Origin of the sequence: Chitinilyticum aquatile DSM 21506 (genome assembly GCF_000430805.1) — a bacterium.
In the GTDB taxonomy this organism is placed as follows: Bacteria; Pseudomonadota; Gammaproteobacteria; order Burkholderiales; family Chitinibacteraceae; genus Chitinilyticum; species Chitinilyticum aquatile.
In genome coordinates this window covers 98,554-110,774 of the sequence record NZ_AUMS01000014.1, presented here as the reverse complement: position 1 = coordinate 110,774, position 12,221 = coordinate 98,554, and the positions used below count along the sequence as shown (strand labels likewise).

At 59.9% G+C, this 12,221-nt stretch carries 12 protein-coding genes and 1 rRNA gene; 5 read left to right on the top strand and 8 right to left on the bottom strand.

Annotated features, from left to right (window positions below):
• Positions 1-71, bottom strand: a 16S ribosomal RNA gene (locus H559_RS0110700); the annotation flags it as partial.
• A gap of 438 nt (positions 72-509) precedes the next feature.
• Complete coding sequence (locus tag H559_RS0110695) at positions 510-1,064, bottom strand: hemerythrin domain-containing protein (RefSeq protein WP_155845378.1); 555 nt, start codon at positions 1,062-1,064, stop codon at positions 510-512.
• Between the two features lie 98 nt (positions 1,065-1,162).
• Here H559_RS0110695 and H559_RS0110690 point away from each other — a divergent pair, with 98 nt between their 5' ends.
• Positions 1,163-2,047 (top strand): DMT family transporter, encoded by an 885-nt coding sequence (locus tag H559_RS0110690; protein ID WP_028452702.1) that lies wholly within the window; start codon positions 1,163-1,165, stop codon positions 2,045-2,047.
• On the opposite strand, the gene waaA is transcribed toward H559_RS0110690, so the two are convergent.
• A complete protein-coding gene (waaA, locus tag H559_RS0110685; RefSeq protein WP_028452701.1) occupies positions 2,017-3,297 on the bottom strand; it encodes a lipid IV(A) 3-deoxy-D-manno-octulosonic acid transferase in 1,281 nt (426 codons plus the stop codon). The two genes, H559_RS0110690 and waaA, sit on opposite strands and share 31 nt — an antisense overlap.
• Positions 3,297-4,334 (bottom strand): glycosyltransferase family 9 protein, encoded by a 1,038-nt coding sequence (locus H559_RS0110680; RefSeq protein WP_028452700.1) that lies wholly within the window; start codon positions 4,332-4,334, stop codon positions 3,297-3,299. The genes waaA and H559_RS0110680 overlap by 1 nt, the downstream gene beginning before the upstream one ends.
• A 79-nt stretch (positions 4,335-4,413) precedes the next feature.
• On the opposite strand from H559_RS0110680, the gene H559_RS21730 reads away from it, so the two are divergent.
• Positions 4,414-5,040, top strand: coding sequence for a GGDEF domain-containing protein (locus H559_RS21730; protein ID WP_051279293.1), 627 nt, complete (start codon positions 4,414-4,416; stop codon positions 5,038-5,040).
• A gap of 30 nt (positions 5,041-5,070) precedes the next feature.
• On the opposite strand, the gene H559_RS0110670 is transcribed toward H559_RS21730, so the two are convergent.
• Both H559_RS0110670 and H559_RS0110665 read right to left on the bottom strand, forming a co-directional pair.
• Positions 5,071-6,216 carry a THUMP domain-containing class I SAM-dependent RNA methyltransferase gene (locus H559_RS0110670; protein ID WP_034640839.1) on the bottom strand — a complete coding sequence of 382 codons (1,146 nt, stop codon included), beginning with the start codon at positions 6,214-6,216 and terminating at the stop codon, positions 5,071-5,073.
• Positions 6,217-6,404: 188 nt separating this feature from the next.
• Positions 6,405-8,150: a glycoside hydrolase family 18 protein gene (locus tag H559_RS0110665; protein WP_051279291.1), complete on the bottom strand. Its 1,746-nt coding sequence runs from the start codon at positions 8,148-8,150 to the stop codon at positions 6,405-6,407.
• Positions 8,151-8,355: 205 nt separating this feature from the next.
• On the opposite strand from H559_RS0110665, the gene H559_RS22675 reads away from it, so the two are divergent.
• Positions 8,356-8,535, top strand: a complete 180-nt coding sequence (locus H559_RS22675) for a hypothetical protein (protein ID WP_155845377.1) — start codon at positions 8,356-8,358, stop codon at positions 8,533-8,535.
• A gap of 60 nt (positions 8,536-8,595) precedes the next feature.
• On the opposite strand, the gene H559_RS0110655 is transcribed toward H559_RS22675, so the two are convergent.
• Positions 8,596-9,465, bottom strand: coding sequence for a LysR substrate-binding domain-containing protein (locus H559_RS0110655; protein ID WP_034640779.1), 870 nt, complete (start codon positions 9,463-9,465; stop codon positions 8,596-8,598).
• Between the two features lie 106 nt (positions 9,466-9,571).
• Here H559_RS0110655 and H559_RS19925 point away from each other — a divergent pair, with 106 nt between their 5' ends.
• Complete coding sequence (locus H559_RS19925; RefSeq protein WP_051279289.1) at positions 9,572-9,928, top strand: HPF/RaiA family ribosome-associated protein; 357 nt, start codon at positions 9,572-9,574, stop codon at positions 9,926-9,928.
• 339 nt (positions 9,929-10,267) lie between these two features.
• A complete protein-coding gene (locus H559_RS19920) occupies positions 10,268-11,386 on the top strand; it encodes a hypothetical protein (protein WP_155845376.1) in 1,119 nt (372 codons plus the stop codon).
• Between the two features lie 58 nt (positions 11,387-11,444).
• Here H559_RS19920 and H559_RS19915 read toward each other — a convergent pair whose 3' ends face one another.
• Entirely contained in the window at positions 11,445-12,218 is a 774-nt protein-coding gene (locus H559_RS19915; protein WP_155845375.1) for a hypothetical protein, read from the bottom strand.
• Between the last annotated feature and the right edge of the window lie 3 nt (positions 12,219-12,221).

The following is a 12,221-nucleotide window of genomic DNA, read 5'->3' as shown; positions in this document are numbered from 1 at the left end:
CTCCGTTCGACTTGCATGTGTAAAGCATGCCGCCAGCGTTCAATCTGAGCCAGGATCAAACTCTTTCGTTTAATCACTGTTACTACTTAATTGCGCTCGCTTGCTTAAAACTCAGAATCAACAAGTGTGTACTTGTTACTTCTGTCTTAAGTGCGAGTGCTGGTCAAACCAAGCACTCACACTCATCGGCTGTAGATTGTTAAAGATCGTTGCCCTGACACAGAAAAACTCGCTAAACTCTTCGTTTCGCTTCGTTTCCTTCACTGCGTCAGCAGCAGAGAGGCCGAACTATACCGGCCACCTCCAAACCCGTCAACACCCCGCACCACAAAAACATCAACCAGTGCGACAAGTGCTTGTTTTGCAAAGCACCAACCGAGCACCAGATTCACCCCCATTACCCACCACACCGCATCCGCCAACACCGGCCACTCCGGCGCAGTGCAAGATACAGCCATTAGTAATGACCTGAGGCCGTTTAAATAAGAGGGCCACAGCCTGATACCCCCTTAGTACTTGCGCCGTGCAGCCATCCGCGCGCCCATCTCATGTAATATGGTTCGGTCCAGCAAGCGACTGGCATGCGGATAGATGAGCTGCTCTTCGTCATCGGCGTGGCGGGGATAACGCTCGGAGAACTCGCGAGCCAACTCCTCATCCAGCACTGCCGCGCCAGTCACGACCTGTTCCAGCGCAGTGCGCATCCGCCGCCACAGCACCGCCAGATCCGCATGCTCGGCCTCAAGCCGGCGGATCTGCATCCGGAGCTCTTCCGGAGCTGCGTCCAGCAAGGCTGGAAACAGATCCTCTTCTTCATCCTGGTGATGCAGCGGCGCTGCCACACTGAAATACCGCAGGATTTTGCCCGCCGCTTCGCGGGCCATGGCATCGTTGCCATGCGCAGCAAGATGCGCGGACAACTTCAGTCCCAGTCCAGCGAAGTGCCGCACCCGCTCATGACAGGCATGCAGCATGACTAACGGATCATCGAATCCCGGACCTTCCTGATCAAACTCGATACTCATCACCCCTCCCGGATAAAGAACATCAGGCCAACTGGCCACTCGACATATCCGACAATTTTACTCAGGATTATGGCCGAAATCAGTACAAATGACTTCTATGCCGCAGCGACAGGCTGAAATGTTTTATTCTTGCCCGCATGAACACGCTCTCCGCCCTGTTTCTCACCCTGCTCTGGAGCACAACGCCGCTGGCGATCAAATGGAGCGTGACTGGCATGCCATTCAGCCTGGCGGTTACCGCGCGCTTTACGCTGGCGGCGCTGGTGGTCTGGCTGCTGGTGCAACTGCGGCGGCATGCATCATTCACTTCGCGGGCACTCTGGCGCAGCGGCCTGATTGCCGGAACGGCATCGGCCACGTCGATGCTTTGCACCTACTGGGCATCGCAGCATGTCTCGTCGGGGCTGGTGGCTGTCCTGTTCGGACTGATTCCCCTGATGACGGCGCTGTTTGCCTGGCTCTGGCTGGGCGAGCGCCTGCGTGCCGGCGAACTTGGCGCAATCGTGTGCGGCCTGTCGGGACTGGCGGTCATCTTTGCCGGCCATCTGCACAGCGGCCCCGGTGGCTGGCTGGGCGTTGCGGTCATCCTGCTGGCGGTTGCACTGCAATCGGCAGGGGCGGTGCTGCTGAAACGCCACAGTGAGGGACAGTCTGCATCCGCCATCAACACCTGCGCATTACTGATCTGCGCGATGATCACCGGAGGTGTCTGGCTATTCGGCGGAACGCCTCTGCCGCAAGCCCCCCCTGAACCCAGGACACTGGCGGCAATCTTATATCTCGCCATTGTCGGCTCAGCCCTGGGTTTTAGCGTGTATTACAAGCTGATCCAGAACTGCCGGCCGATTTCGGTGGCGCTGATTTCACTGGTCACCCCCGCCAGCGCACTCTGGCTCGGGCATGCCGTCAATCATGAGACGGTATCGGCACAGCTAGCCACCGGCAGCGTACTGATTCTGGCCGGGCTGGGCTTGCACCTGCTGAACCAGCGTCAGGCTGCGGCCTTTTCGACAAGCAGATAATCCACCAGACGGCGGGTTGCGCCACGATGGGCGGCGGCAAAATGCAATCCAGCCTCGGCCATCCGCTTGCGCTCGCCCTCGTCGCTCAGCAACGCCAGGGCCAGGGCAATGGCGCGCGCAGGAGACTCGCCCTGCCTGGCCGCACCAGCGGCCAGCGCCTCTTCCGCAATCGCAGCAAAATTGAAGGTTGACGGCCCCAGCACGACCGGAACGCCCTGCGCGCAGGGCTCGATCAGATTCTGGCTGCCGAAAGGCAGGAGCGAGCCGCCCATCAACACCGGAGCTGCAGTGGCCGCCGCCGCCGCATACCAGCAGGTCATCTCGCCCATCGAGTCGCCCAGCAGCACCTGCACATCTGGAGTGATCGCCGCCTCGTCATTCCACTCTGAGCGCCGCAATACGCGCAGGCCACGTGCCTGCAGCAGCTCGGCCACAGTGTCAAAGCGTTGCGGGTGGCGCGGAATCAGAACCAGCAGCAACTCTTGCGGCCAGATGCCTGTCAGTGCATCCAGCAGTAAAACCTCTTCGCCTTCACGACTGGATGCCAGCAGCAATACAGGCCGCTTGCCAATGCGGCTACTCCACTCCTGTCCGCGCAGGCGCTGCCCGGCGTCCGGGGTCGTATCGAATTTGACGCTTCCCATGATCTGGACATCGCGAGCGCCAAGCGCAGTCAGTCTCGCGGCATCGGCGTCACTCTGCGCCAGTACGCCGGCGCAACGCGCCAGTGCCGGGCCGACCAACCCTGCCACCCGGCTGTAGCCGCGTGCAGATTTCTCCGACAGGCGCGCATTGCCAAGGTAAAGCGGCACACCCGCATCAGCGCAACCATGAATCAGATTCGGCCAGATTTCCGTTTCCATGATCAGGCCAAGCTGCGGGCGCCAATGCTGCAGAAAGCGAGATACCGCTCCGGGGTAATCGTAGGGAAGGTATACAACCTGGCCCCTGCCCGCCAATACCTCGGCAGCAGTGGCCCGACCCGTCGGCGTCATGCAGGTTAGCAGAATTCGTGTATCAGGATTGCGCGTGAGCAGCTCCTGAACAACCGGCGCCGCCGCGCGCATTTCGCCAACGGAAACCGCATGAATCCAGTGGCACGGACCGGACTGGGGTGCTGCATCATAAAAACCGAGCCGCTCGCGCCAGTGCTCGCGATAGGCGGGTTGCTTGCGTGCTCGTCTGAGCAGATACAGCCAGATCAGCGGGAAAGCCAGCCACAGCGCCAGCCTGTAGAGCGCGCGCGCCATTACGGCTGTACCACTACCGCACGGGCCAGCTGCGCCAGCACTGCATCGACTGTAATCAGCGCCATCGCGCGCGCATCATGCACACGCAAGTGCCAGTCAACCGTGCCCGGCTCCTTGCCAAGCAATTGCCCCACGGCCTCATCATACACATCAACACAGAAGCCGCTCTGCTGCCACGGGCCGCTCAGTGCGGAGCGCGCCACGGCATACAGGCCGACCACCGGCACCTCATAGGCACGGGCGATGTGCACCGGGCCACTATCGGGCGACACCAGTGCCCTTGCTCCGGCCAACAGGGCAAAGAGCTGGGGCAGATCAGTCTGGCCACACAGGCTGAGCCCCAGCCCGTCGGGCACACAGGCAGCCAGTTCAGCGGATTGCGCCGGATTGCTGCCGGTAATCACCACCCGGCCACGCCAGCCGGCTTCGGGCAGGCGACGCAGAAATTCGCATTGCAAGGCCTGCGGCCAGTCACGCTCGGCCTTGCTTGCGGACGGGTTGTAGACCAGATAAGGCTCGTCACCGAGCAGTGCCTCACGCCAATCGAGTGCTGCAGGCAGCAGCGGAGGCGCCCAGCTGGCTGGCTGTTCAGTCACACCCAGCTGGCGCACAAAAGCGAGAAAACCATCGGCAAGATGTTCATCGGCACGGGGAATGCGCTCGTTTACCCACAGCCCTTGCCCGTCTTTCGCCCGTCGGGCATCGAAACCGATCTTGCGGTCGGCACGGATCAGCGGGTAGATCAGATTGCTGCGCAGCTTGGCCTGCATGGCAAGCAGTACATCGAATTTACGGTCGGAAAAATCCCGCCGGATGCGGCGAAATTCAGCCAGCGTACGTGGTCCATCGACGGGATACAGGTCGATACGCCCGGCAAGATGGGCGACGGCCGGCAGAAAACGGCGCTCAATCAGCCAGCTGATCCGCGTTTGCGGCAAGCCATCGCAGAGGGCCTGCACAGCGGGCAGCAGCAAAAACAGATCACCCAGCGCGGACAGGCGCACCAGGCATACCGAAGCGGGGGCATGCGAAGTCATCCGGCCATTCTAGCCGATTCGGGCTGCATGCTGTGGCGGGACTGCTATGCTCAAAACACGCGTTACGGAGTTTCCAGTCATGCCCCTGCTTTCGCTTTTGTTTGCCCTGCTCGTGATCCTGATCGCCGTACTCTGGCTGCGCCTGCGCGACACTGAACACACCCTGGCAAAGGAACGGGTGCGCGACCCGCTGACCGGACTCTTCAACCGCCAGCAGTTCCTTGATCTGGCCCAGCGTGAAGTGAACCGCTCGCAACGCGCGCAGAAAGCCGTATCGATGCTGTTGCTGGATGTTGACCGCATGCGCGAGATCAACCGGATGCATGGCCAGGGCGGCGGCGATCTGGCGCTGCAATATGTCGCCTCGCAGATCCGCCTGTCGATCCGCGACTTTGATCTTGCCGGACGCTATGCCGGCGAAGAACTGGCCCTGCTGCTACCAGACACCAGCCTCGCCGGTGCCGCCATTGTCGCCGAGCGCATCCGCAAGCGCGTCGCCGAGGCTGGCTGCATGGTCGGCATGCACCCCGTCGCGGTTTCAGTCAGTATTGCCGTGTGCGAGCTGCGCGACGAAACCCAGACCATTGATGACCTGCTCCTCGCCGCAGAAGCGACCATGGAGCGTGCACACGATCTGGGTGACAATCTGGTTGTGCTGTACGGCGAACAGGAAAATGGCAAGGGTATACAAACACAGCCCCTATAGATAAAGGGCTGAAAGCACATACATCAAAACCTATTTGTCGCGGTTGCCGCCACGCACCATCAGGAACTCGAACAGGCGGCAATCCAGCGCGCCATTGAAGAGCGGCGTGCGCTTGCTCGCCTTCAGGCGGATCGTCTTGGCCAGTTGCATGTCGCCGGTAAAGAAATAGGCGCGCCAGCCGGCAAAGCACTGTTTGAGCACATCACCCCATTGTGGATAAAGCGACATCAGATGCTGCTGTTCTTCCAGCCGCACGCCATACGGCGGGTTGGTCAGCAGCACGCCATGATCGGCCGGTGCCGCGGCATCCAGGTAATCACCCCATTCCAGCGCAATGGTGTCGGCAACGCCCGCCGCCTTCATATTGCTTTCAGCATGGCGCAGCGCGGTACGGTCGATGTCGCGCCCGAACAGTTGCAGCGGCTGGTGAGTTTCGCCGGCTTGAGCCTCATCCTTCAGCTTCTGCCAGATGGCGGGCGCAAAATCGCGGAATTTCTGGAAGGCAAAATCGCGCTGCATGCCCGGCGCCATCTTGCGCGCCAGCATGGCCGCCTCGATCAGGATCGTGCCCGAGCCGCACATCGGATCGAGCAGCGGCTCATCGGCTTTCCAGCCACTCAGCTGCACGATGCCGGCAGCCAGGTTCTCACGCAGCGGTGCCGCACCGGTTTCACGGCGGTAGCCGCGCTTGAACAGCGGCTCGCCCGAGGTATCGAGATAGATCACCGCCATGCGATCGGTGAGGAAGGCATGGATGCGCATGTCCGGCGCCTGCGTATCGACGCTGGGACGAGCACCGGTCTTGGCGCGGAAGGCATCGCAAACCGCATCCTTGACCTTCAGACCGACAAATTCGGTACTGCGCAGCGGCGATTTGATAGCCGTGACGCTGACCTTGATCGTGTTTTCCAGCGCAAACAACGCCGGCCATTCGACGCTACGGGCAAGCTGATAGATATCGTCCTCGCTGCGGTACGGCCGCTCGGCCAGCTTCCACAGCACACGGCTCGCCAGCCTTGAATGCAGGTTGACGCGGTACATCATCAGCGGAGCACCGGCAAATGCCACGCCACCATCACCAGCCTTTACATCGCGAGCACCAAGCTGGGTAATCTCCTGGGCGAGCAGGGCTTCAAGGCCGCGCGGACAAGGGGCGAAAAACTGGAAGGTTTGCAGCAAGGCGGGACTCCGGAACTGAATATGATGATGCGCCGGCAACTCTCACCGAGTTACCGCGAAACGAGTAGTTTAACGCATCGTGGCCGACAGGCCGTCGCCACCCGCATCAGAAAAGTGATTGAGTTATAGCGCAAACAGCAAAAACGGGAGCCGAAGCCCCCGTTTTTACTTGAAGCAGGCCGCGATTACTTGGCCAGTTCAGTGGCAATCAGATTGCTCAGCTCGCCAGTCTTGTCACCAGACAACTCCCACACCATCACGCCGGCAAGTTTGTTTTTCTTCACATACTCAACCTTGGTTTTCATGGTTTCGGCATCGTCGAAGGTCCAGACTTCCTTGCCGTCAAACTTCCAGGCCGACTTGGTAACGTCATCACGGAACACCTTGCCCGGCTTGGCCTTCACGAGGTCATACTTGTCCTGCCCGGCCTCGAATTTGCCCTTGGCCTTGGCCGAAACGGCCTGATACATGCCGTTGTTGTCGGTTTTGGCGACCACCCAGCCATAACCGTAGAACGGAACACCAACGACGATCTTGTTGGCAGGAACACCGCCATCGAGATAATCCTTCACGGCAATATCAACCGCACCCGAATCCTTCTTGGTGCCAAGCAAGTTGGCATTGTGCCCGGTCACGCTGGACCAGCCACCCGAGAAGTCATAGGTCATGATGTTGATCCAGTTCAGCGGGGCGTGAATCTTGCCCAGCTCGATCGTGGCCGTCTTGCTGCTCGGTGCCGGAGCGGCAATGGTCAGCAGCAGATTCTTGTCGACCGTGTTCATCTGCTTGCGGAATTCGCTCAGCAGGGCGGTAAAGTTCTGGGTGTCTTCGGCGCGGACGATATTGCCGGCATCACCCTGGCTGCCCGGGTATTCCCAGTCGATATCGATACCGTCAAACACACCCTTGGCCAGGCCCGGCACAACCTTGCCGTCCTTGCCGGCCACATCACCCTTCACGAACTGATCAACGCAGGATTTCACGAAGGCTTCGCGGTTGGCAGGCAGAGCCGCATCAGAGAAGAACTTCGACCAGGTCCAGCCACCCAGGCTGATTACAACCTTGAGGTTCGGGTTCTTTTTCTTCAGCTGCTTGAGCTGGTTCCAGTGGCCATAGAGACCGTTATCGCCCTTGTCTTCCTTGCCGTCGAGCGTGAACTCGGCCGGAATCGGGTTCAGGTAATCATCTTCCGGCTGGCCAATCACGCACTTGTTGTTCACCACATTGGCAAAGGCATAGTTGATGACGGTCAGCTTCTTGGCCTGGCCGCTGGTTTCGATGTTTTTCACATAGAAGCCATCGCCCTTGCCCCAGGAAGTGAAATAGCCAACCCACTGCGGTTTGCCCGGTGCAGCTACGGCATCTGCCGCCACAGCGGCAGCTGCGGCCGGCTTGGCTTCGGCGGCGGCACCATCAGCCGGCAGGATCTGGATATTATCGAAGTAAATATCCTTGCCTGCGCCATTGGACTGCACCCATTGCTCGATGGTCAGGTGCATGGGTTCGCGCAGCTTGAAGTCAAACTCGTAGCTTTCCCACTTCTTGGTGTCCTTGATGCGCTCGGGAAAACCGGAATTGGCCGTACCGGCAATCCACTTATCGCGGCCGGGAAAATCGGTCGTCGTACCGATCGTGCCACCACAGTTGTTGCCGCACATGCCGAGGTATTCGAATTTCAGGATGTACTTGCCTTCCGGAAAGGTCATCTTGGTGAAGATGTCACCGCCAAAAACCGGCTTGTCAAACCGTGCGACCTTGTTGCCCGGGCGCAGCGGATCATCGACGATGGTGACATTCATCGGCACGGAGCCGTCACCATTCTGGCCGACCCACTTGGCATTCAGGTCGCCACTTTCAAAATCTTCACTGAAAAGCGGCGCGCCATTGGCAAAGGCAGCGGCCATCAACAGAGGCAATAACAGCAGTTTCATGATTTGACCCTCGATCCTTAGTTTGAAATGGAATTGTTGTTGTGACCAAGAGAGTAGGCGCGGGCAAAGCGGCTGGCAAGCCAGCTGTCATGCGCTGTCGGGATTTCACCATGACCGCCCGGCGGCCAATGCAAAACCCTCACCTTTTCCTCATCAATCACTTGTCTAAAATTTAGCGTCATCACAACGACATGGAGTGTTTGCAATGAGAAGATTGCTCACCGCAATGATTGCCTGCGCACTCTCGCTTCCTGCGCTGGCCGGCCAGGCGATGCCGGATCAGGCCAATGCCAAGAATTACCAGGAGCAGAAAGCCAAACAGGCCAAGGCCAAGAAGAAAGCAGCCAGCACCGCCTCGGCCGCGTCGGCAACCGTCAAGCAATAAAACAGAGTGCAGGGCAAAGGGCCGCAGCATTTGCTGCGGCCCTGCTTTTGGGGACAAATCTCAGCGCAGTACCGCCCGCACGGCAGGATGCTCGCGCTTGCGTGGTGTCGTGATGGCGTAAAAGCACTCCTCCACGCCTTCAAGCAGGCCCAGCCCGATCAGTGAGCCATCACCCGCCAGATCATCCGGCGCAAAAGCCGGTGCGGCAAAGAGACCCAGCCCTCGACGCCCGAAGGCCTGCAACAGGGCAATATCATCGAATTCACCGGCAACATTGACCTGCACACCCTGCGTGGCAAACCACTGCTCAAGCCGGCTGCGCAGCATATTGCCACGCGAAGGCAGCAGGAATGGCGCCCCTGCCAGACCCTGATCACCCCAGCGCTCGGCAAGCAGGGGCGTGCCGAAAATCCACACCGGGCAGCGACCCAACTCGACACACTGGAATTGCTGGGCAGTGGTCGAGCCGAGCGGACGGTCGGTCAGCACCAGATCCAGCTGGTGCAGAGCCAGATCGGCCAGCAGCGGGTCGGTGCTGCCCTCGTGGCACGTCAGCCTCAGCGTTTGTGGCAGGGCCAGCGCCGGGCTGAGCAACTGGCAGGCGATGTTTTTCGGCAGCACGTCCGAGATGCCCACATTGAGGCGCAGACAGGCCTGCGCCGCCGAGTCATCCAGATTACCGAGCAGCTCCTCGCCCAGCTGGAAAATCTGGTCGGCATAGCGCAAAACCTCGCGCCCGGCATCGGTCAGCGCCAGCCCGCGCCCCTGCGGCGCAAACAGCGCACGGCCCAGCTCCTGCTCCAGCAGGCCGATCTGGTGACTGAGCGTCTGCGCGCGCAGGCCCAGCTTGGCGGCGGCGCCAGTCATGCTGCCCTCGCGGGCGACCTGCCAGAAGTAGCGAAGGTGGTGGAAGTTGAGGCGGAAGTTCACAAAATCAATCCAATTTTTACTGAAGGTTAATCCAACTTTATCCGATTTACTCGAAGACTGCGCGGGGGTTAGGATGGATTCGTCTCTTGCAGAAGGAGCTGACACCATGAAGCCGAAAATCATCGTCAAGAATCTCAAGCTCGACCAGAACACTCACAACTATGTGATGAACCGGCTCCGCCTGGCGCTCGACCGCATGCTGCTGCGGGTCGGTGCCGTAACCGTACGCCTGAACGACGAAAACGGCCCCAAGGGCGGTGTCGACAAGGCCTGCCAGATTCACCTCACCGTGCCCGGCCACAAGCCCATCGTGGTAACCGAGCGCGCCATCGACTTGCTGGCCGCGATCGACCGCGCGGCGCACATCGCGGCACTGAACCTTGACCGCATGTTCAAGCGCGAGACCCGCAGCCACCGCCGCCAGAAAGTGACTGAGCTCTTCATCGAGGCCGAACCGGCCTGACGCGCAGCCACACGAACCTTTGAGCAACAAACAAGGAGGATTATTTGTCGACTTTCAACCTGATTCTGGAACTCGCCGGCGCAGCCTCCATCCTGTTTGCCACATACCAGTACAGCAAATATTCCCAACGCCGTAATACGGCCAGAGTACCGGCCGGCAGACGCTCCTGAATCTTCCCACCACCAGCAAACGGGCCGCCATGCGGCCCGTTTTGTCATCCATCGTCCGGACAGGACTCACGCCACGACACCTGCCGGCTACTGGCACGCCTATAATCAGCGCGCAGCAGCAGCCCGAATTCACAGGGCAAAGCCCGCCAACCCCGTCCGGAATCTGCCCTTGAAAACCGCATTCGTCCTTATCGCGCTGTTCCTTGCCATCCAGGCTGGTGCCACCGGCTTCGGCAGCAAGGAAGGGCCGGAACCGGCCAATCTCGATGAAATCAGCCAGCAACTGCGAGCGGACCAGCACGATCTGGAACTTCTGATCAGCTATGGCACGTCGAAAGGGGGCTCGGCCGGTCACCTGGCGCTGGCAATCCGGGATGTAATTCCGGACGATGATCTGGTCTATTCAGCAAATTACTATGCCGATCGCAGCAAAAAGCACGCGCAGGGCTTTTACACCGATGCTCTGGTGATGCGCATCCCGAAAAAGGAATATCTCTTCAAGACGACATCCTCACTCGGGGAAACCGCCTCTTTCGGGCTTGATTTTGGCGAAGTCTACAAGCGCTCGGTCATCGGCGTACGGGTCTCTGGCGTGTCCGCCACCGAAAGGGCGGCACTGGCTGACTACTTCGCCCGCATCAACGACGACTACCTCCAGCGCCGCAGGAACACCGAATACCACGACGGCGAAATCAGATACGGCTACCTGGACCTGAACTGCGCCAAAACCATCGCCTCGGCCTTCAAGTTTGGCGCCGGCTATGCAAGTCTCCCAATCGACAGCCCGCGCATTCTGGGCCGCAGCACCCTTGTGGCCGCAGTCAATGCCAATACGCCAACCGAGATGGCCATGGCGCTGATGAAGGAATGGGCGACACGTGGCTATACGATGGATGTGGTGCTGTACCGGAAATATGCCGCGTCGGATTATATCGATCCGCACGACGACAAGCCGGTCGCCTTCCGCGACCTGCCCGACCGCTTTCCATCAGTACTCTCGCGTGATTTCCGGCGCGAAAAGGGCGAGTACAAGGATGCCGACAATCTGTACGCGATGTACCTGTTCTATAACCTCGCCAGATACAGCGTGCAGATCAACCCGGAAAACGGCCTGCTCGAAATCGCTGGCACACGTCAGCCGGCCAGCTTTGCCGAGGCCGACCGCAGCGCCCGCCAGAATGCCAGGTCGGACAGCCGTAATTATCGCAGCCACCGGCCATTTGCCCCGCAGGGCGTCAGGATTGGCGGAGGGGTAAACTCACCCGAGGCGACCGGTGCGACACGATAAGAAACGTGTGCCAAGCAGCCAACACGAAAAATAAAACTAGGTATAGCCATACAACCTTTTAAAATAAAGACCTGCGTGAATATACCCAAATAAAAACCACCATCACTCCCTGCAGCAGCAATGCCGAGCCGAAGGCCAGAGCAAACGATAGGGCGATACCAGATACGGGAAGTGCCAGCCACAATACCAGGCAGAATGCGGCAAACGCATACCAGCCGAACACCATCCCACGCAGGCAGGCTGCAGCCTCAACGGCACCGTGCTGCAGGTGCGAACCGATCAGCAGCACCGAGGCCATCACTGGAAACATGGCGAAGAGCCCGCTCAAGCCCGCGCCGAATACCTCTGCCAGCGAGGTCACAAGCAACACCAGGATGGCACTTGCCAGCATCCGCAGCGCAATGGCAAACCTGCCAGGACGGGCTTGCATCGCAGAAATACGAGACACCAGCCACGGCCCGAGCAACAGGGCCGCAATTACCAGGGGGATCAATACGGTATCCGGCATCGCCAGCCGGTACAGCAAAGCAATCAGCAACGCATAAACAGCAAAGGCAAGCAATGCGGAAAGCAGTGGCCCATGCCGGCTTGCCATCCGCACATACCCCAGCGCGAACCCCATTACCGCCAACACAGCGGCAAAGGTGCCGCGCGCCGCCTGCGCGGCAAACTGCACTCCATGTTCCAGCGCAAGCAGAAACAGAATCGGCCCAGCAACGACAGGAAACGCCGACAGGAAGCCGGCAACACGGTTGCCCCAGCGCCGCGCAGCAAGACTTATGCAGCCCATCAGGACAGGAACCAGCACGAGTTTCAATGCCAGCAGCGGCAAGGC